The following is a 17,135-nucleotide window of genomic DNA, read 5'->3' on the forward strand; positions in this document are numbered from 1 at the left end:
AAAATGACCGAATACAGCCAGGTCCAGCGGGTGCTCTGGGTCATCCTCGGCCTCAACATCCTCGTCGCCCTTGCGAAGGCGATCTTCGGCCTCCTCGCCGGTTCGATGAGCATGGTCGCCGACGCCCTTCACTCCGCCTTCGACTCGGCCTCGAACATCATCGGGATCGCCGCCACCCGCGTTGCCGGGCGCCCGCCAGACCAGGACCACCAGTACGGCCATGCAAAGGTCGAAAGCCTCGCCACCCTGATCGTCGGCGGGATGCTCCTCCTCACCGCCTACTGGGTGATCAGCGAGGGGATCGTGCGCCTGACCGCGGGAGCGGTGCCCGAGATCACCGGGATCACCGTCGGGGTGATGGTGGCGACCCTTGTCATCAACATCTTCGTTGCATGGTACGAACGGCGGATGGGCGAAGAGTTGCAGAGCAGTTTTCTCATCGCCGACTCCGAGCACACGAAAAGCGACGTCTATGTCTCCCTCTCGGTGCTGGCCGGGTTCGTCGCCGTCAGCGCCGGGTATCCGGCGGCAGACCCCGTAATCGCCCTGGCGATCGGGGTGCTGATCGGGAAGATGGGCCTTTCCATCATCAGGGAGGCGGGCATGGTGCTCACCGATGCCGCCACTGTCAGGTGCGAGGATATCGTCAGGAAGAGCGTACCCTCGATACCCGGTGTCCGGGGCTATCATCGGTTCAGGTGCCGCGGCGGTGCGGGCGACCTTTTCGCCGACATCCACGTCACCGTCGACCCGGAGATGAGCGTGCTCCACGCCCACGAGATCGCCCGCGAGGTCGAGGCCGTACTCAAAGAGCGCGTGCCCGGCATGAAGGAGGTGATCGTCCATATCGAGCCAGGGACGGAGAGCGGATCTCAAATAAAGGGTTGAACAGTGATTCGAGAGGGAGGATGAGGTCACGCGAAGGCGCCAGGGATCAGATCAGAGCCTCGTTTCTTCCCGTAAATAGCAGATCGGCACGCCGGCAAATCCGTATGATGGAGACGATCGTACACAACTGGCCGCGATAGACGTGGGGGAGCGTAACTGGACAATCGCATGGGTTTTCGAGAAAATTTCACGAGAAGCCACAAAAAAACGCGAATTCTGCGAAGGTACCGGGGAATAGATCAGGACCCTCGTTCTTCGCGTGATGAGATAACTGCCGGTGCCGGGAGTTATCCCCGTGAAACAGAGAAGAACCGTTCATTTCTTCCCGACGATCCGGCAGAGCTCCCTCCCCTTCTCGTACGCCGCCGCCACGATCTCCGGGCGGGTCCTGATGTCGCGGACATGGTCCATGTCCCGCTGGAAGATCCCCTCCCAGTACGGGCAGTCGATGATCTCGCAGAAGGTCTTCGTCGTCTGGAGGGCGCCGTCGAAGTTGTCCGGAAGGTTCATCCCCGATATGCTGATAAAGAGCGTTTTTCGTTCCTTTCGGCGCTCTTTCGAGATGAAAGGTTCTTTTCGCATATATTTTGCCATATAATAGACCTGAAAACGGTCCATAAACGATTTCAGTTTCCCGGGGATCCCCATCGTCATGATCGGGGTGGCGATGATCAGGCCGTCCATCTCCCGGAACTTCCGGTAAAACGGGGTGACGTCATCCTGCATCCGGCAATCCTCGTGATCCATGCAGTGGAGGATCTCCATGCAGGGCTGGAAGTTCAGGTACGGCACCATCACCCGCTCGACCTCACAGCCCTCCTCTTCCGCCCCTTCGACCGCTTTATTGAAGAGATACGCGGTGTTGCCCCCCCTGACCGGGCTTCCGAGGAGGGCGATAATCTTCTTCTTTCCCATGAAAAAGAACCTCAATGCGCTCCTATATCTAGTTATTCCTGCCTCCTGCAAAAGCCATAAATAGGGCAGCGCACTATTCTCGGTCTGGTGAAACAGTGACCGCAGAAGAATCAAAGAAAGTGAAAGCAGGAGAAAAAGTCGGCCCGGGAACGTACGTCTGCATCGACTGCGGGCGGGAGCTGAAGGTGACCGAGGCCGAGAAGGACCTGGTCAAGTGCCCGAGCTGCGCCTGTGAGAACTACCAGTGCTTCCCGATGACGCACATCAGGCCCGACATCAAGACGCCTGAAGACGCAGTTCACCCGCCAAAGAGAAAGTGAGACGGGGGAGATTCCCCGGGCGCATAACCCGAAGGAGGTGGATACGATGGTTAACGTGGAAGAGGTAGGGCAGGTCTTCATCTGCGAGATCTGCGGGAACGTCGTTGAAGTCAGGGAAGTCGGAGGAGGCGAGCTGATCTGTTGCGGCGAGCCGATGGTCCTCCAGGAGTGAATCATGGATGAACAGATGAAAGAACTGGAAGGGAAGATCGGCAAGGTCCCGAAGATCTTCGCCGAACTCAAGGATCTCGAGCCCGAGGTCTACGAGAAAGTGATGGGGCTCGACCAGCTCGTCTGGGCCGACGGCGCCCTCTCAAAGCAGACAAAGAAGGTGATCGCGATCGCCATTGCAGCGGCACTCAGGGACCGCCATGCAGTGCGGGCGCAGATGGCCGGTGCGAAACATCTCGGCGTCAAGAAGGAAGAGATCGAAGAAGGGCTCCGCGTGGCGTTCCTCCTTGCCGGGATGCCCGCCTACGTGTATGGGAAGGCGGCGCTCGAAGAGATGATGGGGAAGTGACCGAGATGGAAGAGATGCACGCCCTCCCCGTCATCGGAGAGAACGCACCGGAGTTCGAGTGCGTCACCACGCACGGGCCGATGAAACTCTCAGACCTGCGCGGCAAATGGGTCGTGCTCTTCTCGCACCCGGCAGACTTCACGCCAGTCTGCACGACCGAGTTCATGGCGCTTGCACGCGCGAACGAGGAACTCGAGGCCATGAACGTGCGGCTGATCGGCCTCTCCATCGACAGCGTCCACTCCCACCTCGCCTGGGTCAGGAGCATCGAGGAGAAGATGGGCGTGAAGATCCCCTTCCCGATCATCGCCGACCTCGACATGGGGGTCGCAAAGAAGTTCGGGATGATCCACCCGGGAACAAGCAGCACATCGACGATCCGCACGGTCTTCTTCATCGATCCCGAGGGGAAGATGCGGGCGATGCTCTATTACCCGATGACAAACGGGCGCTACATCCCGGAGATCATCAGGCTGATCAAGGCCCTGCAGGTGACCGACCAGTTCAAGGTTTCGACGCCGGCAAACTGGCAGCCCGGCGACCAGGTCGTCGTGCCTCCGCCAAAGACGGCCGAGGAGATGGAGCGGCGCAAGGGCGAGGGTTACGACTGCAAGGACTGGTACCTCTGCTTCAAGCAGATCTGATCCTCTTTTTATGGGGCGGGAGTTCCCCGCTCCCCTGCCAGTGGTACCTGAACAGGCGCGTTTAAGACGCCGGAGAGTCACAGGTAGTATATAGAAGAGTCATGGCAGTGATTTCCGTGCTCTGTCTCAGCGCGTCGCGTGAGGGAGAGCCAGGACCGGCAGGAGATGAGGAAATCGTCGTTACGACGGCAGACACCCTCGAAGATCTCCTCAACCTGGCGGCATCCCGCCCCTTCGACGTCGTGATGATCCCGGCCGATCTCGCTCTCACACCGGTTTTAAACCTCCTCGAGGCTCCCGGCGGCGCCCCACCCCTGGTGGTCGCCTCTTCGGAAAAGGGCACCTTTATTATTGATTTCAGAGCCCATGACAGAAGCGAAGGGGGCATTGCCCCGACCGTCAGGGAAGCGTACCGGGCGCGCATGGCAGAACGAGATCTGCAGGAGCGGGAGAGGCAACTCTCGACCCTCCTGAGCAACCTGCCGGGAATGGCCTACCGCTGCGATAACGGCCCGGACTATACGATGACGTTCGTGAGCGAAGGGTGTTTCGACCTCCTGGGCTATGCCCCCGGCGATCTCGTCGGGAGCCGGACTGTGGCATACGGCGACCTGATCCACCCGGACGACCGGGCGATGGTCTGGGAGGAGATCCAGAAGGCGCTCAAGGAACGCGGGGCCTTCAGGATCACCTACCGGATCAGGAAGGCCTCGGGAGACGAGCGCTGGGTCTGGGAACAGGGGAGAGGGATCTTCGCCCGGGACGGCAGCCTCCTTTCCCTCGAAGGCTTCATCGCCGACGTCACCTATCTGGTGCTGACGACCGAGCAGCTCAGGAGACGGGAACTCGAGGAGAAGGCGATCCTGGACAACATCCCTGACATCGCCTGGCTCAAGGACGGGGACGGCCGTTACATCGCCGTGAACAGGGCATTTGAACAGGCCGCCGGGAAAACGGCCGACGAACTCGTCGGACGGACAGACCGGGAGATCTGGCCAGGTTACATTGCAGAGCGCTATATGAGCGAGGACCGGGAGGTGATCGCCTCGGGAAAGAGGGCGTTGTTCATCGAACCATTCGTCAGGGGCGACGGCCTTGAAATCCTGGTCGAGACGGTGAAGACCCCGATCTACGACCACAACGGCAGGGCGGCCGGGACCGCCGGCATCTGCCGGGACATCACCGCACGGCGCGCGATGGAGGAGGCGCTGAGGAAGAGCGAGGAGCGTCACCGCATATTCCTCCAGAATTTTCCAGGGATCGCCTTCAAGGCCGATCCCGGCCTTCACCCTCTCTGGCTCTCGGGCAATGTTGAGGGGATCACCGGCTATACCGCCGACGAGATCGTCAGCGCGTGGGTGGGGGTCGACAATTACCTTCACCCGGGCGATCTAGAGTCCGGCAGGGAGTTTCTGGAGGAGATCCTCACGAGCGGAAAGGAGAGCGCCGCCGACTTCAGGATCGTCAGAAAGGACGGTGCGATCAGGTGGGGGCACATCCGCGCACAGGCGGTCAGGGACGCGGAGGGGAGGGAGACCAGCATACAGGGGGCGATCTTCGACGTCACCGAACAGAAAGAGGCGGTGGCGAAGATCCGCGATCTTGCAAAGTTCCCTGAGGAGAACCCCGGGCCGGTGATGCGGATCAGCCGGGGCGGAAGGATCCTCTACGCAAACGGGGCAAGCAGGGACCTTCTGAAGACCTGGGGAACGGAAGAAGGGGGCGTTCTTCCGGAGACCTGGCGGGAGGTGGTCGCCAGTTCGCTCTCATCGGAGCGGATAAAGAGGCGGGATGTCGCCGTGGACGGCTCGGACTTCACCATCACCTGCGTCCCGGTGGCGGGTGCGGACTATGCCAACCTCTACGGGATCGAGATCACCGAGCGGAAGGTAATGGAGATCGCCGTGCAGGACGCGAACAGGAAGCTCAACCTCCTCAACAGCATCATCCGCCACGACATGCTCAACCAGATCACCGTCCTCCAGGGATACATCGACCTGACCAGACAGTCAGGAGAGGGAGGGCCGCATCTCGGTCGGATCGCCGATGCGACCGAGCGTATCCGGCGCCAGGTGGAGTTCACCCGGGACTACCAGGAGCTCGGCGTCAAAGGGCCGATCTGGCAGGATGCATGCGCCGCGATGAAGAAAGCCTTCGCCTCTCTCTCCCCGCCGGGGATCAGCCTCGATTGTACAATCGGTCCCGGCCTTGAGGTGCTCGCCGACCCCCTCCTCGGGCGGGTCTTTTACAACCTGGTGGAAAACACCGTGCGCCACGGCACAGGGGCGCAGACGATCAGGTTCTCGGCCGAAGCTTCGAGTGGCGGCATCTCCCTCGTCTACGAGGACGACGGCCAGGGCATTCCCGGGGAGAAAAAAAATAGACTCTTCAAATGGCCTTCAGGAAAAAATAATGGCCTCGGCCTCGCACTCTCCGCGGAGATCCTCTCCCTGACCGGGCTCTCGATCAGGGAGGAGGGGGCGCCGGGCCAGGGCGTCCGCTTTGTGATCTCGGTCCCGCCCTCACGGTTCAGGTACCGGGAAGAACCCTCCTGACTGCCAACCTTTTTTTCCCGGCAGGGAGATAGGAGAAACGATGCCACTCCATGTCCTCGCCATTGCCGGAAGCCCCCGGCGGCACGGGAACTCAGAGACGCTTCTTGACCGGGTCATCGCCTCCATACGGGAGGAAGGCGTCGAGGTCGAGAAGGTCGCCCTCACCGAGGTGACGGTCAACCCCTGCAGGGGGTGTAATGCCTGCGAAAAACTGAACAAATGCGTGCAAAGGGACGATCTCGACTGGCTTGGGCCAAAACTTCTCGACGCAGACTGCGTGATCCTTGCCGCACCGATCTACTGCATGGGGATCTGCGCACAGGCGAAGGCGCTCATCGACCGTGCGCAGGTCTTCAGGTCGAGAAAATATGTTCTCAAACTTCCGGTGGTGCCGCCGGAGCGAAAAGGAAAGCGGCTCGGCGTTTTCCTCTCGACGGCCGGGCAGACGTGGGACTACGTCTTCGACGCCGCCGTCCCGAGCGTGAAATGCTTCTACCACGTGATGGAGATCAGGAACGCCGACATCTCGTACCTGATGGTCAACGGCGTCGATCTTGCCGGGGAGATCGAGGCGCACCCGACGGCGAAGGCGGACGCCGCGGCCCTGGGAAAAGATCTGGTGAAAACGATGCGGGAGCGTTTTGGCGATGGCAATTAAGGTGCTCGGCATTTCAGGAAGCCCGCACCGGCACGGGAATACAGAGACCCTCCTGGATGCATTCCTCGCCGGGGCTGAAGGGTCCGGGGGCGAGGTCGAGAAGGTGGTGCTCCGCGACCTGCACTACTCGGCATGCCGGGGCTGCAACGCCTGCCACAAGACCGGGGCCTGTGTCGTAAAGGACGATCTCACCACCCTCTTCGAGAAGATCTTCGCCACCGACGTCCTGGCACTCGCCTCGCCGATCTACTCGATGGGGATCACCGCCGACCTCAAGGGGCTCATCGACCGGGCGCAATTCCTCTGGGCGCAGAAGTTCGTCCTAAAAAGCCTGTACTTCTCGACCGAGCACATCAAACAGCACAAGGGGGTGTTCATCTCGACGGCCGGGCAGAGCTGGGACCATGTCTTCGACACGGCCTATCCGATGGTGACCGCCTTTTTCAACGGCACGGGCTTTGAATATTACGACAATATCATAGCAAACAACATGGACGAGTACGGCGGGATCAGGGGGCACCCCACCGCACTTACCGAAGCAGAAGAAAAAGGGGAGGAGGTCGTCCGGGAAGTCGCCTCCCTCCTCTCTACAGGAACATCAGAGCGCCGATGAGGGCGCCGAGCGAGGCGACGAAGAGGACGGCGAAGACGGCGGGGTTCCATGCAAGGACCTTTTTACCGTCGAGCACGCTCACCGGGAGCATGTTGAAGGTGGCGATCATCGCATTGATCTGGACGCCCATCAGCCCGATCAGCAGGAGGATGTACTCCCCGAAGATCCCTCCCGCAAGGAAGAGCGCGTAGAAGACGGCGCAGAGGGCGAGGTTCGTGACCGGCCCGGCGGCCGAGATGATCCCGCTCTCGCGCTTCGTCGTGGAGCCGTAGATGACGGTGGCCCCGGGGGCGGCAAAGACGACGCCGGCGAGGGCGGCCAGGATCACCGCCACAATGAGCATCGTGTTGTCCTTCCGAAACTCGGCCCAGTAGCCGAAGTGCATGGCGGCGAACTTGTGGGCGAGTTCGTGGAGGACGAAACCGACGCCGACCGTCAGGAGGGAGACGGCAAAGAAGAGCACGAATGCACCCGGATTGATAGTGCCCCTGACATAGAGAAGGCTGAATGCAACGGCGATGGCGACCCATGCGATCAGCAGGTCGCGCCGTTCGCGCTGCGGGATTCTCTCAAGCATATAAAAAGATTGGCTGGCCGGGGTATTATCCTTGTTGGGGCGGCACCGTTTTTATCCAGGCGTGCCGATCTTTTCCCATGACAATCGAGGAGATCAGGAACGAGATCGACCTGCTGGACAGCAGGATCATCAGTCTCATCGCCGAGCGGCAGGCGATTGCAGGCAGGATGGCCCATGAAAAGTATCTTGCCGGGCTGCCGGTCAGGGACGAGGGGCGGCGCGAGGCCCTCCTTGACCGGGTCTTCAACGAGGCGGTGGAGCAGAACATCGACCCGGTGATGGTCAGGCGGATCTTCGAGATCCTGATGGATATGAGCGAGGAGCGGCAGCACGAGTGCATCGGGGAGGGAAACCTCCCCTGAGGATTCACTCTGTCCCACGCAGATAGGACGAGGCGGTGATCCCGCCGAGCGAACGTTTTTTTGCCTCCTCTTTGAGGTGGGAGAGAAGAGCACCCTCCCCCGCCCGCCCGATTCCAGAAAGGGCCTCGCGATAGATCGCCGTCATGTCCCCGGCATAGGCGGCCCCGCGGCCGCGGGCGTCCACGGCGACGCCGCCGACACCGGCGGCGAGGATCGCCGGGAGGTGGTCGATCAGGCAGGTCTCGACGGCGTTGCCGATATGCGCCCTGCACTCCCGGTCAGTCCGCACCGGAAAGACCCGGCCGCGGCCGTCCCGCAGGGCCCATGCATCGCCGCTGCAGCCCGCAGGGCAGCCGACGGCGGTAGCCGGGGGGCAGTCCTCGGTGACCATTGCTTCGGTCGTCCCCTGCACGAGGATCTCCATCGCGGGGGAACCGGGGGGAAGGCGGGCGATGAGGCCCAGGATATCCGCCCCTGAGACCTCGGGAGAGAGGGTGAGCGTGGCAAAGCCGGTGTGGCTGAGGGCGGCGAGGTGGTTCCAGACGTTCAGCCCGGCCCCACCGAAGATCGGCAGGGAGGGCGAACGCCCCCTGACGGCGCCGGCGCAGCCGTGACCTGAGACCATCACCCCGGCGATGCCGGGCGTATCGAGCAGGGGCAGGGCGGCGTCGAGGAAGGAGCGACGCGCGATCCCGGGCCACACCCATACGAGGTGAATGCGACCGGCAGTTTTTGCCGCGTGAGAGAGAACCTCTCCCGTGCATTCGACCGGCTCGAAATAGATGCGATCGGCGCCGGCGGCGCCGGCGGCCCCGACCCCTTCGACGGTGTCGGTATAGACGGAGAGTGTCGGGGTGACGGGTGACGGTCGCGCCCCTTCCGCGGCGATCTCAGGGAGCGCCCCCTCATACCGCCGCCGGGCTGCGTCGAGGGCATCGGGCGATGGGCGGGCCGCCGCCCGAAGAGCCTCTTCGGCCGCTTCGAAGAGGCCCCTCCTGAGGGCGTTCAGGTAGGACGGGGGGGCGAAGAGCCCGCCGGGATAGTGCAGGGCGAGGTCCCCGATGAAAAACTGGGTGCCGCCGCTCTTTCGCAGGTGGTCGGCGATATCGGCGGCGGCGAGCGGACGGGTGCGGGCCGGCCCCATCGGGGCAGGGGCGCGCACCTGCACCCGGACGGGGGCGCGGCGCGGCGGGGTGCAGACGGCCTCGATCACCGGCGTGCCGTCCTCTTCCCATCTCACCTCCGCGTCGATCCGCACCGCCTGCCGCCCCAGCCTGATCGTCTCCGCGGCCCGCTCTTCGAGAGAGGCGGACCTGGTGATCGAGACAACGGCGCCCACCGTCGCCGCTTCAGGAGTCCTCAAACGGATCAGGCCGTCACGGACCCTCGGGGTGCCGCGGACCACAAGCCCGAAGGATCCTTCGGGCGAGGTGACGGCAAGGCCGTCGCCGTTGCCGGGGACGAGCGGGCCGTCGAGGGCGACCGTCGCCTCCATCAGACTGTGCGAGAACGCCGTCACCTTCCCGACGGCCACCCCACGGTTGTCAGGGCGCTCCGGGCCGATCACATCGCGGTGCCTGACGCCCGAGAGGTAACCGGTGGTAAAGCCGCGGGTGAAGGCGAGGGCAAGGTCCAGTTCGTCCCGGGCCGAGGGGACGAAACGCCCCTCAGAAATCGCGTCCAGGGCCCGGCGGTAGATCCCGGTGACGGCGGCCACATAGGTCGGAGACTTCATCCGCCCCTCGATCTTCAGGGAGGCGACCGGCGCCCTGACGACCCGGTCCAGGACCGGGTAGAGGCAGAGGTCCTTTGTGGAGAGGGGGTAGGGGCCGGCGCCCCGGACCGGGCGCAGATCAGTCGGACGGCCGTAACGGTCGGCCGCACCCCGCAGCAGGACGTAGGGCTTGCGGCAGGGCTGAGCGCAGGCACCCCGGTTCCCGCTCCGTCCCCCGATCAGGGACGAGAGGAGGCACTGGCCGGAGTAGGCATAGCAGAGAGCGCCGTGGAGAAAGACTTCCAGTTCAACGCCGGTCTCCTCGACCACCGGCCGCATCCCCTCGATCTCCTCGAGGCCGAGTTCGCGGGCGAGCACCACGCGGCCGATCCCCTGCGCCGCCGCCCACCGCACCCCCTCAGCAGAGGTGAGCGTCATCTGGGTCGAGGCGTGGACGGCAAGGTCCGGGACGATCCGGCGGGCGAGGGCGAGCACACCGGTGTCCTGGACGAGGACGGCGTCGACACCGATCTCGTAGAGGAAGAGGAAATACGCTGCAACCGCCGGGAGTTCGGTGTCGTGGACCAGGGTGTTGAGGGTCACGTGCACCGCCACGCCGCGGGCATGGGCGTAGTCCACCGCCTCTTTCAGTGCGGCGTCGTCAAAGTTCGCCGCGTACCGCCGCGCCGAGAAACGCGTGCCGCCGAGGTACACCGCATCGGCTCCGGCCGCCACGGCAGCGACAAGCGCCTCCATCGAGCCCGCGGGCGCGAGGAGTTCAGGGATCTCTGAGAATTTCGTGGGGAAGTATGGGGGCGGCGCGGTTATAGCCCTTTCAGGCGGCTGCGGGCAACCTATATCGGCCCCCAAACGCAATATCAACCAGATATCATGACCGGAATCACCGAATACCTCAGAGAGATCCAGCAAACGAATAAAGATGTGGCAGCGTTCGACCCCGCGCTCTGGAATGCCTTTGCAGGATTTGCGCATGAGGCCTCAAAAGAGGGCGCCCTGCCGGAGAAGTACAAAGAGATTCTCGGTGTCGCCCTCGCGGTCTCCGAACACTGCCCGTTTTGCATCTCCATCCACGCAAAGGCGGCGATCGAGGCCGGGGCAACGCGGCAGGAGATCATGGAAGGCGGGTTCATGGCGGTCCTGATGGGCGGCGGACCGTCGATGGCCTATCTCAGGTATGTGATCGACGCCTGCGACGAGTTCGGCGCCGAATAATCTGTCATGCAGGGACAGGCATATAACCCGTGAGTGTCTGATACCTGAGCATATGAAGATCGTCGTCTCACTGACGAGTCCTGACGAGATCCAGAAAGCGGTGGCCCTCGGGGCGGATCTTATCGAGCTCAGGCTCGATCTCATGGATGAAGACCTTTCAGCGGCGATGGCCGGGTGCAGCAAGGCGTGCGCGGCCCCTCTCATCGCCACCCTGAGGAGTCGGGAGGAGGGAGGCGCCTTCACCGGCGACCCCGACCGCTGGTTCTCGATCGTTCAGCCCTTTCTCGACCTCGTGGACTACGTGGACGTGGAACGGCGGTTCAGGCGGTTCGCCCCCCTCATACGCTACCAGCACACGCAGGTCATCGCATCGGCGCATATCAACTACATGCCCCCTCCCGACGACCTGAAGGCGATCGAGCGCGACCTCAGGTCCTTCGGAGACATTCCGAAGATCGCGGTCACGCCCTCGTCGACGCACGATCTCCTCGACCTCCTCGCCTTCACGCTCGATGCGGATAAACCGCTGATCACGAGCGTCCAGGGGGCAGAATTCAGGTATGCCCGGACCTTCCTCCCGTTCTTCGGGTCGGAGATGGTCTATTGCCACATCGGCACCCCGACGGCAAAAGGGCAGTACGACATCAGGGAGCTGCAGCAGCTGAAAGAACTGCTCACCTATCACTGACCCCCTCTTTCACCATTCTGCCGGGAAATTGAGGGGCGCCGGCAGACACCCGTTTTTTTACACCCTCCGTTCATCCCGCAGATACCCTCGCGAAGGCGCGAAAAAACGAAGCCCGGGCCTGCTCCCAGCAACTTCGCGGCTATAGCGTGAGATCGTTCTCCCAGGAAATCGCACGAAAAAATCCGAGGAAAATACCCAAAAAAGTGCCGGGAGAACAGACGGGGTTATCTCCCCATCTGCCCGGCAACGCTCCGGCCATACGCCCGACCCTCCAGCAGGGCGTCGACGAGCACGAGGGCGAGCATCGCCTCCGCCACCGGGACGAGCCTGAAGGCGATGCAGGGGTCGTGCCGCCCACCGATAGAGATCTCCCGCTCCTCACCGCGGACATCCACGGTCCTCTGCGGGAGGGCGATCGACGGCGTCGGCTTCACCGCCAGGCGGACGACGATCTCCTGACCCGTCGAGATCCCGCCGAGGATGCCGCCGGCGTGGTTGGAGAGGAAACCCGCAGCGTCCATTTCATCGTTGTTCTCCGAGCCGGAGAGGCGTGCGGCACCGAAGCCCTCCCCGATCTCGACGCCCTTCACCGCCCCGATCCCCATCATGGCGCCGGCGATGGCGGCATCGAGTTTGTCAAAGACCGGGCTGCCGAGACCGGCCGGGACGCCGGCGGCCCGCACCTCGGCAATCCCGCCGACCGAGTCACCGCGTGCCTGCGCAGCCCGCACCTCATCTTCAAAGCGTTCAGGGTCAGAGACCCCGTGCACCTCGCGGACCGAACCGGCGATCGAGATCCCTGCTCCCCCCAGCACGGCCATCGCCACCGCACCGGCCGCCACCCGTGCGGCCGTTTCCCGGCCCGAACTCCGCCCGCCGCCGCGGTGGTCGCGCCGGCCGTATTTCATCAGGTAGGAATAGTCTGCATGGCCAGGCCTGAAGATGTCCCTGAGGGCGTCATAGTCACCGCTCCGCACGTCGCGGTTCCTGATCAGGAGGGCGATCGGGGTGCCGGTCGTCAATCCTTCAAAGACGCCCGAGAGGATCTCCACCTCGTCAGCCTCGGCGCGCGGCGAAGAGAGGGGGCCGCCCGGTTTTCTGCGGTCGAGCAGGGGCTGAATATCGGCCACAGAGAGCGGGACGCCAGAGGGGCAGCCGTCGACGACGGCGCCGATCGCCGGGCCATGGCTCTCCCCGAAGGTGGTGACCCGGAAAAAACGCCCGAAGGTGTTCATTTTTCAAGCACCTCCCTGACAATCCCGGGCTCCACCGCAATGCCGGTCATATGGAGGAACTGTTCGCAGGCCTGATAGACAAACATCTCGGTGCCCGGGATCGTCAGGCAGCCGCGGGCGGCGGCCGCCCGCAGGAGCGGGGTCTTTGCCGGGGTGTAGACGAGGTCGAAGACGGTCATCGAGGGGTCGAGGTCGCCGGGAGAGAGGAGCGAGCGGGGATCGCCCGCCATCCCGACCGGCGTGGCATGGACGACGATCGCCGGCCTGATCCTTCCGAAGTCCTGGAGAGAGCCGGCGCCACAGCCGAAACGGGAGGCGAGCGCCTTTGCCGCATCCACATTCCGGGCGAGCACCGTCACCTCGCACCCGAGGTCGAGGAGGGCGTAGACAGCGGCGGCCGCTGCACCCCCGGCGCCGAGCACGACCGCCGGGCCGGGCGGCACCCCCTCCAGCGGGCGGCGCACCCCGGTCCAGTCGGTGTTCGAGGCCGAGACCTCACCGCACCTGAGCAGGAGGGTGTTCGCGGCGCCGATCGCCTCCGCATGGGGATCGGCCAGATCGGCCGCGGCAAGGGCCGCCTCCTTGTGCGGGATCGTCACCGAAAGCCCCTGCACGCCGAGGGCCTGTGCCCCCTCCAGGATCGCCCCGAAGTCAGGGTGCCCGAGCCAGGTATAGTGCGCATCGATGGCGTAGCGCTCGAAGAGGGCGTTCCAGAGCGGCGGGCTTTGGCTGTGGAGACAGGGGTGACCGGCGATCGCATAGAGGCGGGTCGTGTCCCGGAGGGCCGCAAGCCGCCCGGCCTCACCTTCGGGCATCTCGAACCCGGCAAAACCTGCCCGGTCGCGCCGCCGCCCCTTGAGGAGGGCAAGCACGGCGAAGGCGACCTCGCCAGGCTGAGATGTGCCGGTATCGACGCAGAAATCGGCCGCCCGACGGTAGAAGGGGCGGCGTGCCGCAAGAAGCGCCCCTACCTCCTCCTCAGGCGAGAGGGCGGTGAGGGGCGGGCGGTCAGAACCGCCGATCCGCCCGCAGATCGTTTCTGCGGAGGCTTCAAGGAGGACGACGATCCCCCCCTTCCTGAAGGCGGCGACATTCGCCGGGTCGAGCACCGCCCCGCCGCCGGCGCTGATCACGCCCTCGACATCGGAGAGCCCTGCGATCACCTCGCGCTCCAGCGTCCTGAATCCTTCCTCCCCGGCCGAGGCAAAGATCGCCGGTATCGACGCCCCGGCCAGCCGTTCGATCTCGGCATCGGTATCGATGAAGGGGAGGCCGAGACGGCGGGCGAGCAGTCTGCCGACGGTCGTCTTGCCCGTGCCCCGGTAGCCGGTCAGCACCACCTTCATAGGAGCCCGGCCTCCTGGAGGACGTTCCAGAATTGGGGGAAGGACTTGTCCACGCACCCGGCGCCTGTCACGCGCACCCCCCCGGCGCCAAGGCCGATCACGGCGGCGCTCATCGCCGTGCGGTGGTCGTTCTCCGGGTCCACCGTCGCACCGTGCAGGGGGCCGGGGGTGATGGTGACGGCGTCCTCCTCCACCACCACCCGGGCGCCGACGCTGCCAAGCACCCGCTCGATCGCCGCGATGCGGTCGCTCTCCTTATACCGCAGGTGGGCGATGCCGGTGATCCGCGTCGGCCCGCGGGCGAAGGCCGCAACGGCCGCAAGGGTCTGAACGGTATCAGGGGCGGCGGCCATATCTGCCTCGATCCCGTCGAGGTCACCATTGGACTCCAGGACGATCCCGTCCTCGCCGTACCTGACCGACGCCCCCATCATCTCCAGCGCCTCGACGAAAAGCCGGTCGCCCTGCAGGGATGCAGGATCCAGGTTCTCGACGACGACCCGGCCGCCGCAGACCGCCCCGATCGCAAAGAAATACGAGGCCGAGGACCAGTCGCCCTCGACCGCATAGATCCGGCGGCGGTAGACGCCGGGCGACACGGAAAAATGCTCGCCCTCCCGCATAATTTCGACGCCGAACGACCTCATCACCGCCGCCGTCAGGTCGAGGTATGACACAGAAACCAGCGGGGGGATGAGGGTGAGGTCAAGCCCATCCTCCCAGCAGGGGGCGGCCATCAGGAGGGAGGAGACGAACTGGCTTGAGATATCGCCCCTGATCACGGCGGCGCCGCCCCTCGCCGGACCGCGGACGGTGATCGGCGGGTAGCCTGGACGCACCGTATAGCCGACCTCGCCCCCCAGGGCGGCGATCGCATCTCCCAGGGGTCCGACCGGGCGTTCCTGCATCCTGGCGCTCCCGGTCAGGGTGACCGGGAAGGTGGAGAGGGTCGCAACGCCGGCAAGGAGGCGCAGGCTTGTGCCCGAGTTCCGCAGGTCGAGCGTGACCGGGCCGCGGGTCTGGAACCGTCCGCCGCATCCCCTGACCGAGAGACCGTCGCCGTTCGCCTCAACCGCCACACCGAGGGCCCGGAGGCCCTGGCTGGTGAGGGTGGTGTCCTCGGAGGCCAGCGGGCGCAGGATTTCAGAGACACCATCGGCAAGGGCGGCGGCGACGAGGGCGCGGTGGGTGAGGCTCTTCGAGGGCGGGGCCGCAACGCGGATCTCCACGCCCGACCGCCGGGAGAGGTTCACCTCCAATCGCCCACCTCCAGACGTGGGTAGCAGCCGAAGGGCTTCACCTCGGTGAGGGCTGCGAGGCCCTTCAGCGCCTCCCCCCACTGCGGCACCGCCTCGCCGTCCAGGAAGAAGACGTAGCGCCCGATCCCGCGTTTCGCCGGGCGGGACTCGATCCTGGTGAGGTTGATCTCCAGCCGCGCGAACACCGCAAGGAGATCGGCGAGCAGGCCGGTGCGGTCGGTCCTCGGGTCGAGGAGGACCGAACACTTGACCGCATCCTCCCCCACATACGGCCGCTTTGAGATGACCACGAACCTGGTGGTGTTCTCCGCGGCGTCCTGAATGTTCTGCTCGATCACGGGGACGCCGGCGCGGAACGCCGCCTCCCGCGTCGTGATCGCCGCTGCACGACTGCCGGGCAGCACCGCCCGGGCGCTCGCCGCATTCGAGGGTGTATGGACCACCTCCACCCCGAGGGCGTCGGTCAGACGGGAGCATTGCTCATGGGTCTGGGGATGGACATAGAGCAGATTGATCTCCTCTTTTTTCACAAACGAGGCAAGATGATGACGGACCGGGAGATAGACCTCGCCGGTGACGAACACGGGGTGCGCCAGAAGTCCGTCGAGAGTAGGGCCGACACCTCCGGCCTCGCTGTTCTCGATCGGGACGAGGCCGTCACCCAGACCTGCGGCGACATGGGCGAAGACCGCCCCGATCGTCGGGAGGAGGATCACCTCGTCCGCGAGGCGCACGGCGAGGGTGTGGGAGAACGTCCCCTCAGGGCCGAGGGCGGCGAGTTTCAATGGTCTGCCAGGCATCGCACCAGCGCCTCCGAGTCTTCTGTCGCCTGCGGGATGTACGCCCTGAAGAATGCGGCGTCCGCATCGAAGATACGCCTGAACGCCTCGCCGTCTCCCGCCTCCACCGCCTGCCTGAGTTCTCCGGCGGCCTCTTCAAAGGCAGAGAGGACCGCCGGCATCGTCGGGTTCTCCCTGAGAATCGGGCCATAGAGGTCAGGGTCCTGACCCAGGATCCGGCCGACAAGGGCGGTCTCGATCCGGTAGACCGGGCTTGTTGCGGCGAGCAGGGCGTCGAGGTCGACGCCGAGACGGCGCATCGTCCCGGCGACGGTCAGGGTCGCAAAATGGGCGAGCCCCTGCACCACCGCCATCAGGCGGTCGTGCTCGGCCGGGTCCATCACCGTGACCACAGCTCCGGCCGCCCTGAAGACGCCGAGCACCTCTTCCGCCCGTTCGGGAGAGATCCTGACCGGACAGGCGATGATCGTCTGCCCGTGCAGGGAGGGGACCGAGGGGCCGAACATCGGGTGCAGCCCGAGGACGGCGGCGTTCGTCTCCAGCATCGCCGCAACTGGTGCGGCCTTCAGCGAGGTGAAGTCGCAGAGCACCTGCCCCTCTCGGAGGAGGGGAGCGATCTCGCGGATCACCTCGACCGCGCTCCCGATGGGCACGGAGACGATGACCACGTCGCATCCCCGGGCAAGGTCGGCGTTCGAGAGAGGGGTGTGCCGCCCTGAGACCGAGACCTGGTGCCCGGCCGCCGCAAAGACCCGGGCGAAGAGGGAGCCCATCCCGCCGGTGCCGCCGATAATACCGATATGCATCC

At 64.7% G+C, this 17,135-nt stretch carries 19 protein-coding genes; 11 read left to right on the forward strand and 8 right to left on the reverse strand.

All coding sequences use genetic code 11. The annotated features are described in order from the left end of the window. Positions 1-3 precede the first annotated feature (3 nt). On the forward strand, positions 4-888 hold the full coding sequence (locus METLI_RS11520; RefSeq protein ID WP_004040623.1) for a cation diffusion facilitator family transporter: 885 nt from the start codon (positions 4-6) through the stop codon (positions 886-888). Positions 889-1,203: 315 nt separating this feature from the next. On the opposite strand, the gene METLI_RS11525 is transcribed toward METLI_RS11520, so the two are convergent. Continuing rightward, entirely contained in the window at positions 1,204-1,803 is a 600-nt protein-coding gene (locus METLI_RS11525; protein WP_004040624.1) for a flavodoxin family protein, read from the reverse strand. A 95-nt stretch (positions 1,804-1,898) separates the two neighbouring features. On the opposite strand from METLI_RS11525, the gene METLI_RS11530 reads away from it, so the two are divergent. The 7 genes from METLI_RS11530 (at position 1,899) to METLI_RS11560 (ending at position 7,113) form a co-directional block, all read left to right on the forward strand. Further along, positions 1,899-2,123, forward strand: coding sequence for a zinc ribbon-containing protein (locus METLI_RS11530; RefSeq protein WP_004040625.1), 225 nt, complete (start codon positions 1,899-1,901; stop codon positions 2,121-2,123). Positions 2,124-2,169: 46 nt separating this feature from the next. Further along, positions 2,170-2,295: a desulfoferrodoxin FeS4 iron-binding domain-containing protein gene (locus tag METLI_RS11535; protein WP_004040626.1), complete on the forward strand. Its 126-nt coding sequence runs from the start codon at positions 2,170-2,172 to the stop codon at positions 2,293-2,295. Between the two features lie 3 nt (positions 2,296-2,298). Beyond that, a complete protein-coding gene (locus tag METLI_RS11540) occupies positions 2,299-2,643 on the forward strand; it encodes a carboxymuconolactone decarboxylase family protein (RefSeq protein WP_004040627.1) in 345 nt (114 codons plus the stop codon). A 5-nt stretch (positions 2,644-2,648) separates the two neighbouring features. Further along, positions 2,649-3,287: a peroxiredoxin gene (locus METLI_RS11545; RefSeq protein ID WP_004040628.1), complete on the forward strand. Its 639-nt coding sequence runs from the start codon at positions 2,649-2,651 to the stop codon at positions 3,285-3,287. Between the two features lie 116 nt (positions 3,288-3,403). Beyond that, positions 3,404-5,842, forward strand: a complete 2,439-nt coding sequence (locus METLI_RS11550) for a PAS domain S-box protein (protein WP_217178681.1) — start codon at positions 3,404-3,406, stop codon at positions 5,840-5,842. 40 nt (positions 5,843-5,882) lie between these two features. Next, entirely contained in the window at positions 5,883-6,500 is a 618-nt protein-coding gene (locus METLI_RS11555) for a flavodoxin family protein (protein WP_004040630.1), read from the forward strand. Beyond that, positions 6,490-7,113, forward strand: coding sequence for a flavodoxin family protein (locus METLI_RS11560; RefSeq protein WP_004040631.1), 624 nt, complete (start codon positions 6,490-6,492; stop codon positions 7,111-7,113). Before METLI_RS11555 ends, METLI_RS11560 begins: the two co-directional genes overlap by 11 nt. Here the strand turns inward: METLI_RS11560 and METLI_RS11565 are convergent. Next, a complete protein-coding gene (locus METLI_RS11565; RefSeq protein WP_004040632.1) occupies positions 7,088-7,690 on the reverse strand; it encodes a zinc metalloprotease in 603 nt (200 codons plus the stop codon). The two genes, METLI_RS11560 and METLI_RS11565, sit on opposite strands and share 26 nt — an antisense overlap. Before the next feature lie 77 nt (positions 7,691-7,767). Between METLI_RS11565 and METLI_RS11570 the strand changes: the two genes are divergently transcribed. Continuing rightward, positions 7,768-8,052, forward strand: a complete 285-nt coding sequence (locus METLI_RS11570) for a chorismate mutase (protein WP_004040633.1) — start codon at positions 7,768-7,770, stop codon at positions 8,050-8,052. A 4-nt stretch (positions 8,053-8,056) separates the two neighbouring features. On the opposite strand, the gene METLI_RS11575 is transcribed toward METLI_RS11570, so the two are convergent. Next, positions 8,057-10,522, reverse strand: coding sequence for a U32 family peptidase (locus METLI_RS11575; protein ID WP_004040634.1), 2,466 nt, complete (start codon positions 10,520-10,522; stop codon positions 8,057-8,059). 135 nt (positions 10,523-10,657) lie between these two features. Between METLI_RS11575 and METLI_RS11580 the strand changes: the two genes are divergently transcribed. After that, positions 10,658-10,999: a carboxymuconolactone decarboxylase family protein gene (locus METLI_RS11580; RefSeq protein ID WP_004040635.1), complete on the forward strand. Its 342-nt coding sequence runs from the start codon at positions 10,658-10,660 to the stop codon at positions 10,997-10,999. 52 nt (positions 11,000-11,051) lie between these two features. Beyond that, positions 11,052-11,687, forward strand: coding sequence for a type I 3-dehydroquinate dehydratase (locus METLI_RS11585; protein ID WP_004040636.1), 636 nt, complete (start codon positions 11,052-11,054; stop codon positions 11,685-11,687). Between the two features lie 224 nt (positions 11,688-11,911). On the opposite strand, the gene METLI_RS11590 is transcribed toward METLI_RS11585, so the two are convergent. Genes METLI_RS11590 through METLI_RS11610 form a run of 5 tightly spaced genes read right to left on the reverse strand, consistent with a single transcriptional unit; the run spans position 11,912 to position 17,133 of the window. Beyond that, a complete protein-coding gene (locus METLI_RS11590) occupies positions 11,912-12,922 on the reverse strand; it encodes a chorismate synthase (protein ID WP_004040637.1) in 1,011 nt (336 codons plus the stop codon). Beyond that, a complete protein-coding gene (locus METLI_RS11595; RefSeq protein ID WP_004040638.1) occupies positions 12,919-14,268 on the reverse strand; it encodes a shikimate kinase in 1,350 nt (449 codons plus the stop codon). The genes METLI_RS11590 and METLI_RS11595 overlap by 4 nt, the downstream gene beginning before the upstream one ends. Further along, positions 14,265-15,527: a 3-phosphoshikimate 1-carboxyvinyltransferase gene (aroA, locus tag METLI_RS11600; protein WP_048103859.1), complete on the reverse strand. Its 1,263-nt coding sequence runs from the start codon at positions 15,525-15,527 to the stop codon at positions 14,265-14,267. The genes METLI_RS11595 and aroA overlap by 4 nt, the downstream gene beginning before the upstream one ends. Continuing rightward, positions 15,518-16,327, reverse strand: coding sequence for a prephenate dehydratase (locus METLI_RS11605; RefSeq protein WP_004040640.1), 810 nt, complete (start codon positions 16,325-16,327; stop codon positions 15,518-15,520). Before METLI_RS11605 ends, aroA begins: the two co-directional genes overlap by 10 nt. Further along, positions 16,309-17,133: a prephenate dehydrogenase/arogenate dehydrogenase family protein gene (locus tag METLI_RS11610; protein WP_004040641.1), complete on the reverse strand. Its 825-nt coding sequence runs from the start codon at positions 17,131-17,133 to the stop codon at positions 16,309-16,311. The genes METLI_RS11605 and METLI_RS11610 overlap by 19 nt, the downstream gene beginning before the upstream one ends. Positions 17,134-17,135 lie beyond the last annotated feature (2 nt).

It is taken from the genome of Methanofollis liminatans DSM 4140, from assembly GCF_000275865.1.
Lineage (GTDB): Archaea > Halobacteriota > Methanomicrobia > Methanomicrobiales > Methanofollaceae > Methanofollis > Methanofollis liminatans.